Below are 15,574 nucleotides of genomic sequence, written 5' to 3' on the forward strand. Positions count from 1 at the left end.
ACCAGGAAGGATCTTCACCAGCAATGGCCGACGAGAACACCCCCGTCACCCCGGAAGAGGGCGGCGAACTCGCGATGCGTGTCGAGCCCGTCGGGCTCGAGACGGAGATGCAGCGCTCGTACCTGGACTACGCGATGTCCGTCATCGTGTCCCGTGCGCTGCCTGACGTCCGGGACGGCCTCAAGCCCGTCCACCGCCGCGTCCTGTACGCGATGTACGACGGCGGCTACCGCCCCGAGCGCGGCTTCTACAAGTGCGCCCGTGTCGTCGGCGACGTCATGGGCAACTACCACCCGCACGGCGACTCCTCGATCTACGACGCCCTGGTGCGCCTCGCGCAGCCGTGGTCGATGCGGATGCCGCTGGTGGACTCCAACGGCAACTTCGGCTCTCCGGGCAACGACCCGGCGGCGGCCATGCGCTACACCGAGTGCAAGATGGCGCCGCTGTCGATGGAGATGGTCCGCGACATCGACGAGGAGACCGTCGACTTCACGGACAACTACGACGGCCGCTCCCAGGAGCCGACCGTCCTGCCCTCCCGCTTCCCGAACCTGCTGATCAACGGCTCGGCCGGGATCGCGGTCGGTATGGCGACCAACATCCCGCCGCACAACCTGCGCGAGGTCGCGGCCGGTGCCCAGTGGTGCCTGGAGAACCCCGAGGCCTCGCACGAGGAGCTGCTGGACGCGCTCATCGAGCGCATCAAGGGCCCGGACTTCCCGACCGGCGCCCTGGTGGTGGGCCGCAAGGGCATCGAGGAGGCCTACCGCACCGGCCGCGGCTCGATCACGATGCGCGCGGTGGTCGAGGTCGAGGAGATCCAGAACCGCCAGTGCCTGGTGGTCACCGAGCTTCCGTACCAGGTCAACCCGGACAACCTGGCGCAGAAGATCGCCGACCTGGTGAAGGACGGCAAGATCGGCGGCATCGCGGACGTCCGTGACGAGACGTCCTCCCGTACAGGCCAGCGCCTGGTGATCGTCCTCAAGCGGGACGCGGTCGCCAAGGTCGTCCTGAACAACCTGTACAAGCACACCGATCTGCAGACGAACTTCGGCGCCAACATGCTGGCGCTGGTGGACGGCGTGCCGCGCACGCTGTCACTGGACGCGTTCATCCGCCACTGGGTGACGCACCAGATCGAGGTCATCGTCCGCCGGACCCGCTTCCGGCTGCGCAAGGCCGAGGAGCGCGCCCACATCCTGCGCGGCCTGCTCAAGGCCCTGGACGCCATCGACGAGGTCATCGCGCTGATCCGGCGCAGCGAGACCGTCGAGGTCGCGCGCGGGGGCCTGATGAGCCTGCTGGAGATCGACGAGATCCAGGCCAACGCGATCCTCGAGATGCAGCTCCGGCGGCTGGCGGCCCTGGAGCGGCAGAAGATCGTCCAGGAGCACGACGAACTCCAGGCGAAGATCACCGAGTACAACGAGATCCTCGCCTCCCCGGTCCGCCAGCGCGGCATCGTCAGCGAGGAGCTCGCGGCGATCGTCGAGAAGTACGGCGAGGACCGCCGCACCCAACTGGTGCCCTTCGAGGGCGACATGTCCATCGAGGACCTGATCGCCGAGGAGGACATCGTCGTCACGGTCTCCCGCGGCGGCTACATCAAGCGCACCAAGACCGACGACTACCGCGCGCAGAAGCGCGGCGGCAAGGGCGTCCGCGGCACGAAGCTCAAGGAAGACGACATCGTCGACCACTTCTTCGTGTCCACGACGCACCACTGGCTGCTGTTCTTCACCAACAAGGGCCGCGTCTACCGGGCGAAGGCCTACGAGCTGCCCGACGCCGGCCGGGACGCGCGCGGCCAGCACGTAGCGAACCTGCTCGCCTTCCAGCCGGACGAGGCGATCGCCCAGATCCTCGCGATCCGCGACTACGAGGCCGCGCCGTATCTGGTGCTCGCCACCAAGGGCGGTCTGGTCAAGAAGACGGCTCTGAAGGATTACGATTCGCCGCGCTCCGGCGGTGTCATCGCGATCAACCTCCGCCAGATGGAAGACGGTTCGGACGACGAACTGATCGGCGCCGAGCTGGCCTCCGCCGCTGACGATCTGCTCCTGATCAGCAAGAAGGCGCAGTCGATCCGGTTCACCGCGACCGATGAGTCCCTGCGCCCGATGGGCCGCGCCACCTCCGGTGTGAAGGGGATGAGCTTCCGCGAGGGCGATGAGCTGCTCTCGATGAATGTTGTCCGACCCGGTACGTTCGTGTTCACTGCCACCGACGGCGGGTACGCGAAGCGGACCGCCGTCGACGAGTACCGCGTCCAGGGGCGCGGCGGTCTCGGTATCAAGGCCGCCAAGATCGTGGAGGACCGCGGCTCCCTCGTCGGCGCGCTGGTGGTCGAGGAGAACGACGAGATCCTCGCCATCACACTGGGCGGCGGTGTGATCCGTACCCGGGTCAGTGAGGTCAGGGAGACGGGCCGTGACACCATGGGCGTCCAACTGATCAACCTGGGCAAGCGAGATGCCGTGGTCGGCATCGCGCGGAACGCCGAGGCGGGGCGCGAGGCGGAGGAAGTCGACGGCGACGAGGCCGTGGACGAGACCGCCGAAGGTGCCGCGAGCACCAGCACGGACGAGGGCGAGGCGCCCTCCGCCGAGTAGCACTAGGAAGTGAGTCAGCGTGAGCGGAGCCACGGGCGCCGGATCGACCGGTACGGACACGGACGGCGGCGGCCGTGGCTCCGCCACGCACTCCCATGACTTTCATGGATCCCAGGGGGGAACTGTGACGGACACCCGAGGCCCGCAGCAGCAGTACGCGGCTGGAGCGGGCCCGGCCGCCGCCGGCGCACAGCCGAGCGCGGCACAGGCGGGCGACGCGCCCGCCTCTCCGCTGCCGGGGCAGCGCCCGCAGCAGCCCGCGAGCCCCTACCACCCGCCGCAGGCCTATCAGGCGCAGCCGTCGACGGGTGGCGTGCGCCGCCCCCGGACCGGCGCGAGCACCACACCGCGCACCCGCAAGGCCCGTCTGAGGGTGTCGAAGGCCGACCCGTGGTCGGTGATGAAGGTCAGCTTCCTGCTCTCCATAGCCCTCGGCATCTGCACGATCGTCGCGTCGGCGGTGCTGTGGATGGTCATGGACGCGATGGGCGTCTTCTCGACGGTGGGCGACACGATCTCGGAGGCCACCGGCTCGACCGACTCGAAGGGCTTCGATCTCCAGTCGTTCCTGTCCCTGCCGCGTGTGCTGACCTTCACGACGATCATCGCGGTCATCGACGTCGTCCTGGCGACGGCTCTCGCGACCCTGGGGGCGTTCATCTACAACATCTCGGCGGGCTTCGTCGGCGGTGTCGAGCTGACCTTGGCGGAGGACGAGTAGCGACCCGGGAGCGGCCCAACGGGCCTGTCCTGGAAGCGACTTCGGACGGCAGAGCGCATCCCGGCGCGGGGTGCGCTCTTCTCGTACCCGGATCGTTCCCGGCCGGCCGGAGCCCGGCGCCGTTATCGATTTTGGGACTTCCCACGTCGTGCGCTAATCTTCAGGAGTCAGCGCGCGGGACACACACCGCACAGCGCGGCGGGGCTATAGCTCAGTTGGTTAGAGCGCATCCCTGATAAGGATGAGGCCACAGGTTCAAATCCTGTTAGCCCCACAGTGAAGATCGCAAGAGCAGGCGTTTCCCCTGGTGGGAAGCGCCCGCTCTGCGTTGTGAGGTGGAGCGGGGGTATGGCCGTCCGCGCGGCTGGTCTCGCCCTGCTGCCGTACGGGGAGCAGCATGGGAGGAGAGCGACCGAGGGAGGCCCATCATGAGAACCGGAGCCTCGGGCTACGACAGCTCGCCGTACTCCCACACCCCGTCCCAGGCCGAGGGCGAACGCGACGAACCAGCCGCGCGTTCGGCCATGGAGGAGCACCCGGACGTCCCCAGGACCGAGCCGTCCCAGGCGGAGGGGGAGCGGCCGGAGGACACCAAAACCGCGTGAATCTGACGAAGGCGGACAGCGACGGCCCGGCACCGTGGACAGGTGCCGGGCCGTTCTCGTGTTCTCGTGCGGGGCTTGGTACGCAAGTTCGCCGCTGGAGTGGTGGGGCTCCCCAAGGGAGCGGTGAGGTCTGAAGCGGGGGGCCGGATCAGCTCTGGAGGGGCGTGGTCCCCTTGTGCGGGGCGATGGGTTCGGTACGGGGCCGGGGGACCGAGGGGGGAAGCGGGTCCGCGGCGATGAGATCCATGAGCGGGTCGCGTCGGCAGGACGGGGAGGTGTTGTGGGCCTCCGCGTGGATGCGTTGTTTCATCGTGGGGGGCAGGGACCGTTCGCGGGCCGCTCTGCGCTGCAGGGGCCTCGGCTTCGGCGGCGTCAGGCGCGTGCTGCTGTTGTGCTCCGGCTGGGGCTGGGGTACGGCCGCCGCGGCGGCCGGGGTGATGAGTCCGAGCGCGGTGCACAGAGCAAGGAAGGCGGTGACGATAGCGGTCCACAGCGTCATGACCTTGTTCTCGGCCATGGCCCCTCACTTTCGGGTTGGGCGATTTGCGTACTTTGCTCATGATGTGTATGTGGACCCAGAAGTGGTGGACCTACGCCCGTGGCGCATCGATCTTCGGATGAACACCACTCGGATGGGCGCAGAGAGCCCGGAAAGCTCGGAAAGTGGGCCGGAGAGCGGCGAACATCACAGTCCGTGGTGCCGTGGTCGCCGAAGGTCCGGAGCGGCGCCCTCCGGTCGTTTCGGCCGTATCGCCCTGTCCAGAGCCGGAGTTGGGGAGCCGATCCAGGTCACCGATCGATATCGATCGGTGTGTATAGTCGGGCGCCAGAGGTCCCCTACGTCAAGGAAAGACGAGGTCGCGCGGTGAAGAAGCTTCTCCTGGTCGCACTGGCCGCCATCGGCGGGCTCCTCGTGTACCGCCAGATCCAGGCGGATCGCGCCGAGCAGGATCTGTGGACGGAGGCGACTGACTCCGTGCCCACGGGTTCCTGAGTCGACAGACAACAGGTTCAGAGCAGGCCCCGATCGCAGTGGCGGTCGGGGCTTTGTGTTGCCCTCATGGCGCGAGCCGGGTGAGCGACCGCTCAGGCACGGGCGTGGGCGGGGTGTGCCGGGGTCCAGGAGGCCGTGTGACGGGGCTGTGGTGGTGTCGTGCCCTCTTCTGTGGTCGCGCGGCCCGTGAGGGCTCGTAGGGGGCTTGCGGCCCGTCCGGATTCCCGGCCGGGTACGGCTCGGAGATCCCGCTCGGTGTTCCTGGTGTGCTGTGGGTGACGACGTCACCTGCGGTGGACTCCCGCGTGCCCCGGGCGCGGGAGTCACCGGTGGTCGAGGCGTCGGATCAGTTCTGGTGGGACTGGTAGTGGGCGACCGCGTCGGAGGTGCGGCCGGCCCCGTAGACCCGGAGGAACTCCGCCAGTTCCGGGTGGGTCGGGGCGAGGGTGTCCGCCGCCTCGATGATGTCGCCCGCCGCCGCCACCGAGCGCATCAGCGACTGGATCTCGCGGACCACGCGCTTGACCGTGGGAGCGCCCGAAGTGATCGTCGCGTGCGTGGAGTTGTTGAGCACCGAACCCCCCTGCGACTTTCTGATCTCGTCCATCCGCTCCGTCGCCTCGGCCGCGCTCACACTGCCGTCCGCGACCTGGCCTGCCAAGTCCTGCAGCAACTGCACCCGTTGGACCACCGCCGGATTACCGATCTTGGCGCGCTGACCGCTCATCAACTGCGACAGCATCGGAGCGGACAGCCCCAGTACACCGGCGAGACGGGCCTGGTTGAGGCCGAGATCGTCGATGAGCTTGCGGAAGAGCACCCCCAGCGGCTCCCCGTACCAGTTCCGCTGAAGCTCCCGCGCTCTTGCGGTTGCTTCCTGCTGTGCGGTGTCCATTGCGTCTCCCCATCGCTTCCCCAAATACCGTGGTTCGCTGTAGCGAACCACGACGAGCATCTTACGGAGAGTGTTTGTCCACCGGGACCCCCCTCTTTTTGTGAGTTACAGCCGAAGACCCGGTACGCTGGTCCGCAGCGCCCGCCGGTCCGCTTCACCGCCGGTCGGACGCAGTCCTCCGGGGCCTTAGCTCAGTTGGTAGAGCGCTGTCTTTGCATGGCAGATGTCAGGGGTTCGACTCCCCTAGGCTCCACACATCGGACCGGTCAGGTGCCCACGCGGCGGCTGACCGGTTTCTCGTATGCGGTGACCCACGTCACATCAAACCCTTTGCAGGCGTTGCACTTCTTTGCGCAAACGCTCGCGGCGGCCGAGGGGTCCGCAGCCGTCGCGCGGACGTCCGATGTGGTCGCAGAGTGATGTGTGGTGACGTAAGAGGTCGAGTGTGGGCGCGTATGTCCCGGTATGTACGCGCGAGATGGTGCATCCCGTAGGGGAAGTCTCCACCGAACCCGCACAGTTGGCGCATTGCAAACGTCATCAAGGGGCGTGTGCGTAAACGCTCCCGAGCGGGGGCGTGGTGTTCCACGTGAAACATGGCTGTGGGGCAGAAGACCTCAAGTCCTCTGCCCCACAGTGGTGATGGGAGGAACGTTCAGAGACGGCCGCGACGGCCGCCGTTCTCTCCTTCGTCGTCGGCTCGCATCGCCTGTACCTCGGGATCCAGTGTGTTCGCGCCGCTGCCGTCCACCGATGCCAGGCGGTCCCCCTGCGGGACCTCGGTCGCGGCGGGCGGCTCGACCAGCCAGTCGGGGTTGGTCTGCTTGTCCCACCACTTCCAGGCGGCGCACGCGGTGCCGGCCAGCACGCCCAGCAACGCCAGGCCCTTCACGGCGCGAGCGGCGTTGGCCCGCCGCTGTTGTCGGCGCACCAGCTTCTGGATCTGCTGCGGGGTGACCTGGCCGCGCAGGGCCGCCAGCGCCGCGGTGCTCCGGGCCGCGGCCTCCTCTCGCGCGGGACCGGCGACGGCCATCGCCTGCTCGATCATCGGCCGGGAGTACTCGGCCGCCTGCCGATAGGCTCTGGCGGCGTTCTGGGCCGCCTGATCCACCCTGGACGGCACATGGGAGCGCGCCTGCACCAGGCGGGGGGCGAGATGGGCGTCGTACTGGATGCGCGCCTGGTCGGCGGCCTGCGACATCTTCGGCGCGAGACGGACACCTGCCTCGCGCGCACACTGTGCTGCCTTGGTCCTGGCCATGTCGGCGTAGGGCGCCACCACTTCCGCGGCATGCAGCACGCTGTCCCTCGCCGAGCCGGTCGCGGCGCGCACGCTGTCGATGCGGGTCACGGCTTCCTCCTCCTCGGTGGCGTACAGAACTTCGACTTTCCAGCCTTGAACGGATCATGCCCCGGGCAGCGCTCGCGGGCATGCGAGCGCGGGCATCCGGGTCATAGGAGCTTTCGGGGGTGATTCGGGGCGACAAGCCCCTTTTCGACGACAATGCCATGGATCGTCGCACCGCGCCCCGCGAGCGGGACCACTCGGTCGTAGCCGGACGACGCACCGCCCGTCCCGTGCGAGGATCGGGGAGTCACAGAGGACAACGGAAGGCAGATCGTGGCTGAGCAGCTTTACGCCACCCTGAAGACCAACCACGGCGACATCGTGATCCGGCTCCTGCCGAACCACGCGCCCAAGACGGTCCGTAACTTCGTCGAGCTCGCCAAGGGCGAGCGTGAGTGGACCCATCCCGCGACCGGCGAGAAGTCCACGAAGAAGCTCTACGACGGCACGGTCTTCCACCGGGTGATCAGTGGCTTCATGATCCAGGGCGGCGACCCGCTGGGCAACGGCATCGGTGGCCCGGGGTACCAGTTCGGGGACGAGTTCCACCCGGACCTCGCCTTCGACAAGCCCTACCTGCTGGCCATGGCCAACGCCGGCCCCGGCACCAACGGCTCGCAGTTCTTCATCACGGTCGCTCCGACGGCCTGGCTGAACCGCAAGCACACCATCTTCGGTGAGGTCGCCGACGCGGCCAGCACGAAGGTCGTGGACGCCATCGCCGCGGCCCCGACCAACCCGCGCACGGACCGTCCGGTCAACGACGTCGTCATCGAGTCCGTCGTCGTCGAGACCCGCGAGGGCTGAGCCCGCGGGACACCGCACGAGGGAACAAAACGGCCCCACTCGTCCGTACAAGGAAGGGCGGGGCACCCCGTCGTACGGAGAAGTGAGGGAACCGCATGGACGAGGCGCCTGGCACCCCGCAGGGCCCGCAGAGCCAGGGTCCGCACGGCGCCCCGGAGCTGCCGGTCTGCTACCGGCACCCGGACCGCGAGACCGGCATTCGCTGCGCCCGCTGTGAGCGCCCCATCTGCCCGCAGTGCATGGTCGACGCGGCGGTGGGCTTCCAGTGCCCGCAGTGCGTCAGCAGCGGCTCCGGCACGGGCCACTCCCCGGCCGCCAACCGGCCCCGCACGCTCGCGGGCGGCACGATCACCGCCGACCCCCGGCTGCTCACCAAGCTGCTGATCGGCGTCAATCTGGCCGTGTTCCTGGTCCAGCTCTCCGTGGGCGATCGCTTCACCGAGCGCTTCGAACTCTTCGGCCGGGCCGCCTCCTACTGGCAGCACGGTGAGATCGTGGGTGTCGCGCAGGGTGAGTGGTACCGCCTGCTGACCGCGATGTTCCTGCACGACCCCCAGAGCTACTTCCACATCCTGTTCAACATGCTCAGCCTGTGGTGGGTCGGCGCCCCGCTGGAAGCGGCCCTGGGCCGCGCCCGCTATCTCGCGCTGTACTTCACCGCCGGACTGGCAGGCAGCGCGCTCACCTACCTGGTGGTCGCGCCCAACCAGCCCTCGCTCGGGGCCTCCGGTGCGATCTACGGGCTCTTCGGCGCCACGGCCGTGCTGATGCGCCGGCTCAACTACGACATGCGCCCGGTCCTGGCCCTGCTGGCGGTCAACCTGATCATCACCTTCAGCCCGGGGTTCCACATCTCCTGGCAGGCGCACGTCGGCGGACTCGTCGGCGGTGTCGTGGTCGGCTACGCGATGGTGCACGCGCCCCGCGAGCGGCGGACGCTCGTGCAGTACGGGACCTGTGCGGTGGTGCTGGCCGCAGTGATCGTCATGACCCTGGTGAGGACCGCCCAGCTCACCTGAGTGGCGGGTATGCACACGCCGTAGCCCGAGGTTGTACCCAGTGTTGTCCACAGCCCGCAGATGATCTTGTGCACAGTGCGGAGAACACGCGTGCCCCCTGTCGCCGACTGGAGTTTTCCCAGGTGGGACAGGGGGCGAACAGGTTTACGAGGCCCGGTGATTCCGTCATACCGACGTCACGACCCCCATGAGTTATCCACAGATCGTCGTTCTTTTTCCACCGCCCCACCCTTCTGTGGACAAGGCTGTGGATAACTAGGCCGCTACTTCCACTGCGTGGAGACGCCGAAGCCCGCCGCGATGAACGCGAAGCCCACGATGATGTTCTTGTTGCCCAGCGCGTCCACCGGCAGGGACCCGTCGGTCACGTAGAAGACGACAATCCAGGCGAGCCCGATGACGAACATGGCCAGCATGACCGGTACGACCCAGCGGCGGCTGCTGAGGTTGACGCTCGTCGTCTGCTTCGACGGCGGGGGCGTGTAGTCGGCCTTCTTGCGGATACGTGACTTCGGCACGAGAGTCTCTCCTGTCGATGCGCTGCGTGGCCACGCAGGGAACGGGGGCGCGTTCCGGGGCAGCGTACAAGGGGACACCGGCGCTCCCCCGGGCGTCCGTTAGCGTAGTGCTTCCGAGGCGCCGAAGGAGATAAGGGTACGTGAGCGATACGGCCGACTCCCCCCAGGGGGGTTCCGGTTCGCCGGAATCGAAGTCCACGTCCTCCCCCGGGCACCGGCTCCGGCCCGTGCGCGTGCTCACGGTGGGTGTCTTCGCGCTCGCGGGGCTCATCTTCTTCACGAGCTTCGACACGGCCAAGGGGACCAACATCCGTACGGACTCCTCGCTGCTGAAGCTCTCGGACCTCATCCACGAGCGCAGCCACAAGAACGCCCGGCTCGACGAGTCCAACGCCGCGCTGCGCGACGACGTCGAGGGCCTGGCCAAGCGGACCGGCGGCAGCACCGGCAAGGCGGAGCAGGCACGGCTCGCTGCGCTGGAGAAGAACGCGGGCACCCGGAAGCTCACCGGCAAGGCCATCACCGTCACGCTCAACGACGCGCCACCGAACGCGACCGCCAAGCTTCCCGGCTACCCCGAGCCCCAGCCCGACTACCTGGTCATCCACCAGCAGGACCTCCAAGCCGTGGTGAACGCGCTGTGGCAGGGCGGTGCCGAGGGCATCAGGGTCATGGACCAGCGGCTGATCTCCACCAGCGCCGTGCGCTGCGTCGGCAACACCCTGATCCTCCAGGGCCGCGTCTACTCGCCTCCGTACAAGATCACCGCGGTCGGGGACCCGGAGAAGCTCAAGAAGGCGCTCGCCGACTCACCGGCGATCCAGAACTACATGGTCTACGTCAACGTCTACGGCCTCGGCTGGAAGGTCACCGACGACGGGACGGTGACCCTTCCCGGGTACACGGGCACGGTGGATCTGCACTACGCACAGCCCGTGCAGTAGGGCGGTCCCGCACGGTCCGGCGGAATTGTACGGCCCTTTGTCGATCCGATACCGGAACCACGAAACAGGCGGCTCGGCGCCGTTAGTCTGGTGGAGTACGGCGTGAGTCCGGTGCCGTGGTGAGACGGAAGGGACGGCATGTACGGCTGGATCTGGCGGCATCTGCCGGGGAACGCGTGGGTGAGGGCGCTGCTGTCGGCGGTGCTGGTGCTGGCCGTGGTCTACGTCCTGTTCCAGTACGTCTTCCCGTGGGCCGAACCGCTGCTGCCCTTCAACGATGTGACGGTGGACAACCAGTGAGTGTGCGCATTCTCGTCGTCGACAACTACGACAGCTTCGTCTTCAACCTGGTGCAGTACCTGTACCAGTTGGGCGCCGAGTGCGAGGTGCTGCGCAACGACGAGGTGTCGACGGCGCACGCCCAGGGCGGAGGGTTCGACGGCGTGCTGCTGTCCCCCGGCCCCGGGACCCCGCAGGAGGCGGGCGTCTGCGTCGAGATGGTGCGGCACTGCGCCGCGACCGGCGTCCCCGTCTTCGGTGTCTGCCTGGGCATGCAGTCGATGCAGGTGGCCTATGGCGGTGTCGTCGACCGGGCGCCCGAGCTGCTGCACGGCAAGACCTCACTCGTCGAGCACGAGGGCAAGGGCGTCTTCGCCGGGCTGCCCTCCCCCTTCACCGCGACCCGCTATCACTCCCTGGCCGCCGCGCCGGAGACGGTGCCGGCCGAACTGGAGGTCACGGCGCGGACGCACGACGGGATCATCATGGGGCTCAGGCACCGTGAACTCCCTGTCGAGGGCGTGCAGTTCCACCCCGAGTCGGTGCTGACCGAGCACGGCCACCGGATGCTGGCCAACTGGCTGGCGGAATGCGGCGACCAGGAGGCCGTGGCGAGGTCGACGGGGCTTGCCCCGGTGGTGGGCAGGGCCACGGCGTGACCGCGCTGCGCCCCGAGCGCGACAGCGGCGCGGCTCCCGTGGGTGCCGCGGACGACGGGGCCTCGTACGGGGAGCAGCCGTACGAGGGCTTCGGCGCGTGGCAGGGGCAGCAAGGGCGGCAGGGGTACGCGGGCACGGGCGCGGGGCGCGAGGGGGCGTCGTACGAGCAGCAGGCGCCGCAGTCCTCGTACGAGGCGACGGCGGTGCTTCCCGTCCTTTCCGGCTACGAGGACCCCGAGACGTACGAGGCACCGGACCGGCGGGGCGCCTTCGCGCCCAGGGACAGCGAGACCGTCGCGCTGCGCACCGTGGACATCGAGGGGATGCCGCGGGCCGCGGAGCGTGCCGGTGAGTCGTCCGGGCCCGCTCCCGGCGGCCGGGCCGCCCGGCGCAAGGCGGCCAGGAGACAGGGACGGCGGCACGCAGGACGGTCACAGACGGCCGAGAAGCCCGCTGGGAGCGCCGGAGCGGCGCCCCTGTCCCGGGTGGAGGCCCGACGGGCCGCACGGGCGCGCAAGCCCAGCGCGGGGGTCATCGCGAGCCGGGTGCTCGGCGAGCTGTTCATCACCACCGGTGTCCTGATGCTGCTGTTCGTGACCTACCAGCTCTGGTGGTCGAACGTACGGGCGCACCAGCAGGCGGACCGAGCCGCTCAGCATCTCCAGCAGGACTGGGCGAGCGGCAAGCGGGAGCCGGGGGAGTTCGAGCCGGGGCAGGGCTTCGCCATTCTGCACATCCCGAAGCTCGACGTGGCGGTGCCGATCGCGGAGGGCACGAGCAAGTCCGCGGTGCTCGACAAGGGGATGGTCGGGCACTACGGCGAGGAGGGCCTGAAGACGGCGATGCCGGACGCCAGGACGGGCAACTTCGGGCTCGCGGGCCACCGCAACACCCATGGGGAGCCGTTCCGGTACATCAACCGGCTGCAGCCGGGGGACAAGATCGTGGTCGAGACCCAGACGGAGTACTACGTCTACACGATGGCGTCCCTCCTTCCGGTGACCTCACCGGCGAACACGAGTGTCCTCGATCCCGTACCGAAGGGGTCGGGTTTCACCAAGCCGGGCCGTTACATCACACTGACCACCTGCACGCCTGAATTCACCAGCAAGTACCGGCTGATCGTCTGGGGCAAGATGGTCGAGGAACGGCCGCGCAGCAAGGGCAAACCGGACGCGCTCATTCGGTAGGGCATGTGGGCGCACGAGCACGTGGAACAGGCGGGGCAGACGCAGTGGGAGTGACGACCGACCAGGACGAGCAGAACGGCGCGCCGTCACCGGGCCTCGCCCCCTCCCCGGTGCCGCGGCGCCGCGGGCGGCGCCGGATCGCGCTGGCGGTCAGCTTCCTCGGGGAACTGCTGATCACGGCGGGCCTGGTGCTCGGACTGTTCGTCGTCTACTCACTGTGGTGGACGAACATACTCGCGGACCGCCAGGCCGACCGGCAGGGCGACAAGGTGCGCGACCACTGGGCGGCGGGCAAGGACAGCGGGCCCGGCGCCCTGGACACCAAGGACGGCATCGGCTTCCTGCATGTGCCGGCGATGCACAACGGCGAGGTGCTGGTCGAGAAGGGCACGTCGACGAGCATCCTCAACGACGGCGTGGCCGGCTACTACACGGACCCGGTCAAGGCGACGCTGCCGACGACGGGGAAGAACGGCAACTTCACGCTGGCCGCGCACCGGGACGGGCACGGGGCGAAGTTCCACAACATCCACAAGCTGAAGGACGGCGACCCGATCGTCTTCGAGACGAAGGACAAGTGGTACGTCTACAAGGTCTTCGCGACCCTTCCGGAGACCTCGAAGTACAACGTGGACGTCCTCACCGCCGTCCCGAAGGAAGCGGGCGTGAAGAAGCCGGGCCACTACATCACGCTGACGACGTGCACACCGATCTATACGTCGGAGTACCGGTACATCGTGTGGGGCGAGTTGGAGCGCGTGGAGAAGGTGGACGGCAAGCGGACGCCGCCGAAGGAACTGCGCTGAGCGGGATGCCGCCTCGGCCCTGATGACGCCCAAGGGCCTGGAATCCGTCATGGATTCCAGGCCCTTGGCGAACTCCGCGCGGACCGCGGCGAGTTCTTACCGCTGTTCTACTGTGGCGGGCCGCCGGTGCCGATGGCCCAGAGGGTCACCTTGTCGCCCTTCTTGACCTGTGCGCCCTCCGTCGGCTCGCTCTTCACCACCATGGCGTTGTCGTCGTTCGCGCCAGGACCCACAGCCTTGTCGAGTTCCAGGCCGGCCCCCGCGAGGACCTGCTTGGCCTGGCCGAGCGTCATCTGGGTCACCTTCGGCATCGCGAAGGGCTGCTCCTGCGGGGCCTTGGCGATCTTGACGTCGATCGTGGTGTCACGGGCGACCTCCGAGCCGGCGCCCTGGCTCTGCCAGAAGATCGTGCCCTCGGGCTGGTCGCCCGACTCCTCTTCCGTCTGGGTGCCGAGCTGGAGGCCCTTGGACTGGAGATAGGTCCGCGCGTCCTCGGCCGACTTGCCCGACAGATCGGGGACGGTGACCCGAGACGGCTCCTGGGCGTAGGTGATCGTGATCGTGGAGCCCTTCTGCACCCTCTTGCCTGCCGCGGGGTCGGTCGAGAGGACCGTGTTCGCGGCGGCCTGGCCGGACTCCTGGGGCTTGAGCTCGACCTTGAACCCGTACTCCTCGCCCTCGAGCTTGGCCTTGGCGTCGTCGACGTTCTGCCCGTCGACATCGGGCACCGCGACCTTCGGCGCGCCCGTGGACACCACCAGGTTGATCGTGTCGCCCTTCTTGACCTCGGTCGGCGGTTTGGGGTCCTGGGAGCAGACGTAGCCCTTCCGCTCCTTCTCGCACGGCTTCTTCGTGATGGCCAGCTTCAGATCGGCGTTCTCGGCGTTCCGCTCGGCCTCGTTCTGCGAGAGGCCGACGAAGTTGGGCGTCGGCACCATGTCGTTGCCCGCGCCTCCGCCGCCGGAGATCCACTTGCCGATGAACACCGCGCCGACCAGGACCAGCACGGCCGAGACGACGAGCAGGATCGTCGACAGGTTCGACTTCTTCTGGCGGCGGCGGGCCGGGCGGTCGTCGTAGCCGTAGCCGCCGTCGTCCGGGTTCATCGGCGGCAGCATCGCCGTGGCTCCGCCGCTCGGGTCCGGGCGCAGGGCCGTCGTGGGCTGCTCGTCGGGGTAGCCGCCGTAGCCGCCCGCACCGACCGCGCCCAGCGCCGCCGTCGCCGCGACGGGCTGTCCGTCGAGGCAGGCCTCGATGTCCTGGCGCATCTCGTCGGCGCTCTGGTAGCGGTAGTCCGGGTCCTTGACCAGGGCCCGCAGCACGATCGCGTCCATCTCGGGCGTGATCTCGGGGTCGAAGACGCTCGGGGCCTGGGGCTCCTCGCGTACGTGCTGGTAGGCGACCGCGACCGGGGAGTCGCCGACGAAGGGGGGACGGACGGTCAGCAGCTCGTAGAGGAGGCAGCCCGTCGAGTACAGGTCGGAGCGCGCGTCGACCTGCTCGCCCTTGGCCTGCTCCGGCGAGAGGTACTGGGCGGTGCCGATGACCGCCGCGGTCTGCGTCATCGTCATGCCGGAGTCGCCCATGGCGCGGGCGATGCCGAAGTCCATCACCTTGACCTGGCCGTTGCGCGTCAGCATGACGTTCGCCGGCTTGATGTCGCGGTGGACGATGCCGCTGCGGTGGGCGTACTCCAGGCCCTGGAGGATGCCGATGGTCATCTCCATGGCCCGCTCCGGCAGCAGCTTGCGGCCGCTGTGCAGCAGTTCACGGAGCGTGGAGCCGTCGACGTACTCCATGACGATGTACGGGATGGAGACCCCGTCGATGTAGTCCTCGCCCGTGTCGTACACCGCGACGATCGCGGGATGGTTGAGCGAGGCGGCCGACTGGGCCTCCCGGCGGAACCGGGCCTGGAAGGAAGGATCGCGCGCCAGGTCGGCGCGCAGGGTCTTCACTGCCACGGTGCGGCCGAGACGGGTGTCATGCGCGAGGTAGACCTCGGCCATGCCACCACGGCCGAGCACCTGGCCCAGCTCGTACCGGCCGCCGAGGCGACGCGGCTCTTCCATAGCTTCCTACCAGCCCTCTCCGTCGGTCCCGACCACACCCGCGTGTGGTCCGGCGGTGTGCTGTCCGGGCATACGCTACCCGGCTCGCTCTGCGTGACC

16 protein-coding genes and 2 tRNA genes are annotated in these 15,574 nt (G+C 68.6%); 13 read left to right on the forward strand and 5 right to left on the reverse strand.

What is annotated here, in order from left to right:
• Positions 1-23 precede the first annotated feature (23 nt).
• The 4 genes from gyrA (at position 24) to NGF19_RS14950 (ending at position 3,944) form a co-directional block, all read left to right on the forward strand.
• On the forward strand, positions 24-2,618 hold the full coding sequence (gyrA, locus tag NGF19_RS14935; RefSeq protein WP_252425372.1) for a DNA gyrase subunit A: 2,595 nt from the start codon (positions 24-26) through the stop codon (positions 2,616-2,618).
• 19 nt (positions 2,619-2,637) lie between these two features.
• Complete coding sequence (locus tag NGF19_RS14940) at positions 2,638-3,339, forward strand: DUF3566 domain-containing protein (RefSeq protein ID WP_252425373.1); 702 nt, start codon at positions 2,638-2,640, stop codon at positions 3,337-3,339.
• 200 nt (positions 3,340-3,539) lie between these two features.
• Positions 3,540-3,613, forward strand: a tRNA-Ile gene (locus tag NGF19_RS14945).
• A 154-nt stretch (positions 3,614-3,767) separates the two neighbouring features.
• A complete protein-coding gene (locus tag NGF19_RS14950) occupies positions 3,768-3,944 on the forward strand; it encodes a hypothetical protein (RefSeq protein ID WP_252425374.1) in 177 nt (58 codons plus the stop codon).
• Positions 3,945-4,092: 148 nt separating this feature from the next.
• Here NGF19_RS14950 and NGF19_RS14955 read toward each other — a convergent pair whose 3' ends face one another.
• Entirely contained in the window at positions 4,093-4,461 is a 369-nt protein-coding gene (locus NGF19_RS14955) for a DUF6344 domain-containing protein (RefSeq protein ID WP_252425375.1), read from the reverse strand.
• Between the two features lie 348 nt (positions 4,462-4,809).
• Here NGF19_RS14955 and NGF19_RS14960 point away from each other — a divergent pair, with 348 nt between their 5' ends.
• On the forward strand, positions 4,810-4,938 hold the full coding sequence (locus NGF19_RS14960) for a DLW-39 family protein (RefSeq protein WP_003999697.1): 129 nt from the start codon (positions 4,810-4,812) through the stop codon (positions 4,936-4,938).
• A 346-nt stretch (positions 4,939-5,284) separates the two neighbouring features.
• On the opposite strand, the gene NGF19_RS14965 is transcribed toward NGF19_RS14960, so the two are convergent.
• Positions 5,285-5,833, reverse strand: a complete 549-nt coding sequence (locus tag NGF19_RS14965; protein ID WP_252425376.1) for a DNA-binding protein — start codon at positions 5,831-5,833, stop codon at positions 5,285-5,287.
• A gap of 180 nt (positions 5,834-6,013) precedes the next feature.
• Here NGF19_RS14965 and NGF19_RS14970 point away from each other — a divergent pair.
• Positions 6,014-6,086: transfer RNA gene (locus NGF19_RS14970), tRNA-Ala, on the forward strand.
• Between the two features lie 402 nt (positions 6,087-6,488).
• On the opposite strand, the gene NGF19_RS14975 is transcribed toward NGF19_RS14970, so the two are convergent.
• Positions 6,489-7,184: a DUF5324 family protein gene (locus NGF19_RS14975; protein WP_252425377.1), complete on the reverse strand. Its 696-nt coding sequence runs from the start codon at positions 7,182-7,184 to the stop codon at positions 6,489-6,491.
• Positions 7,185-7,454: 270 nt separating this feature from the next.
• On the opposite strand from NGF19_RS14975, the gene NGF19_RS14980 reads away from it, so the two are divergent.
• Together NGF19_RS14980 and NGF19_RS14985 are read left to right on the forward strand one after the other, a co-directional pair.
• Positions 7,455-7,988: a peptidylprolyl isomerase gene (locus NGF19_RS14980; RefSeq protein ID WP_252425378.1), complete on the forward strand. Its 534-nt coding sequence runs from the start codon at positions 7,455-7,457 to the stop codon at positions 7,986-7,988.
• A 95-nt stretch (positions 7,989-8,083) separates the two neighbouring features.
• On the forward strand, positions 8,084-9,007 hold the full coding sequence (locus NGF19_RS14985; protein ID WP_252425379.1) for a rhomboid family intramembrane serine protease: 924 nt from the start codon (positions 8,084-8,086) through the stop codon (positions 9,005-9,007).
• A gap of 263 nt (positions 9,008-9,270) precedes the next feature.
• Here NGF19_RS14985 and crgA read toward each other — a convergent pair whose 3' ends face one another.
• Entirely contained in the window at positions 9,271-9,525 is a 255-nt protein-coding gene (gene crgA, locus NGF19_RS14990) for a cell division protein CrgA (RefSeq protein ID WP_252425380.1), read from the reverse strand.
• A 140-nt stretch (positions 9,526-9,665) separates the two neighbouring features.
• On the opposite strand from crgA, the gene NGF19_RS14995 reads away from it, so the two are divergent.
• The 5 genes from NGF19_RS14995 to NGF19_RS15015 all read left to right on the forward strand — a co-directional run bounded on the left by NGF19_RS14995 (position 9,666) and on the right by NGF19_RS15015 (position 13,403).
• The gene (locus NGF19_RS14995; protein ID WP_252425381.1) at positions 9,666-10,469 is read left to right on the forward strand and encodes a DUF881 domain-containing protein; all 804 of its coding nucleotides are present in this window, start codon (positions 9,666-9,668) and stop codon (positions 10,467-10,469) included.
• 138 nt (positions 10,470-10,607) lie between these two features.
• Positions 10,608-10,769 carry a hypothetical protein gene (locus tag NGF19_RS15000; RefSeq protein WP_252425382.1) on the forward strand — a complete coding sequence of 54 codons (162 nt, stop codon included), beginning with the start codon at positions 10,608-10,610 and terminating at the stop codon, positions 10,767-10,769.
• Entirely contained in the window at positions 10,766-11,407 is a 642-nt protein-coding gene (locus NGF19_RS15005) for an aminodeoxychorismate/anthranilate synthase component II (RefSeq protein WP_252425383.1), read from the forward strand. Before NGF19_RS15000 ends, NGF19_RS15005 begins: the two co-directional genes overlap by 4 nt.
• Positions 11,404-12,597, forward strand: a complete 1,194-nt coding sequence (locus NGF19_RS15010; RefSeq protein ID WP_252425384.1) for a class E sortase — start codon at positions 11,404-11,406, stop codon at positions 12,595-12,597. Before NGF19_RS15005 ends, NGF19_RS15010 begins: the two co-directional genes overlap by 4 nt.
• A gap of 44 nt (positions 12,598-12,641) precedes the next feature.
• Complete coding sequence (locus NGF19_RS15015) at positions 12,642-13,403, forward strand: class E sortase (protein ID WP_372505659.1); 762 nt, start codon at positions 12,642-12,644, stop codon at positions 13,401-13,403.
• A 107-nt stretch (positions 13,404-13,510) separates the two neighbouring features.
• On the opposite strand, the gene pknB is transcribed toward NGF19_RS15015, so the two are convergent.
• Positions 13,511-15,475: a Stk1 family PASTA domain-containing Ser/Thr kinase gene (pknB, locus tag NGF19_RS15020; protein ID WP_252425385.1), complete on the reverse strand. Its 1,965-nt coding sequence runs from the start codon at positions 15,473-15,475 to the stop codon at positions 13,511-13,513.
• Between the last annotated feature and the right edge of the window lie 99 nt (positions 15,476-15,574).

Origin of the sequence: Streptomyces macrolidinus, from assembly GCF_023887685.1 — a bacterium.
GTDB classification, from domain to species: Bacteria; Actinomycetota; Actinomycetes; order Streptomycetales; family Streptomycetaceae; genus Streptomyces; species Streptomyces macrolidinus.

Coding starts and splice junctions, on each gene's coding strand:
- gyrA (WP_252425372.1), top strand. CDS start 24: ATGGCCGACGAGAACACCCCCGTCACCCCGGAAGAGGGCGGCGAACTC.
- NGF19_RS14950 (WP_252425374.1), top strand. CDS start 3,768: ATGAGAACCGGAGCCTCGGGCTACGACAGCTCGCCGTACTCCCACACC.
- NGF19_RS14955 (WP_252425375.1), bottom strand. CDS start 4,461: ATGGCCGAGAACAAGGTCATGACGCTGTGGACCGCTATCGTCACCGCC.
- NGF19_RS14965 (WP_252425376.1), bottom strand. CDS start 5,833: ATGGACACCGCACAGCAGGAAGCAACCGCAAGAGCGCGGGAGCTTCAG.
- NGF19_RS14985 (WP_252425379.1), top strand. CDS start 8,084: ATGGACGAGGCGCCTGGCACCCCGCAGGGCCCGCAGAGCCAGGGTCCG.
- NGF19_RS15000 (WP_252425382.1), top strand. CDS start 10,608: ATGTACGGCTGGATCTGGCGGCATCTGCCGGGGAACGCGTGGGTGAGG.
- pknB (WP_252425385.1), bottom strand. CDS start 15,475: ATGGAAGAGCCGCGTCGCCTCGGCGGCCGGTACGAGCTGGGCCAGGTG.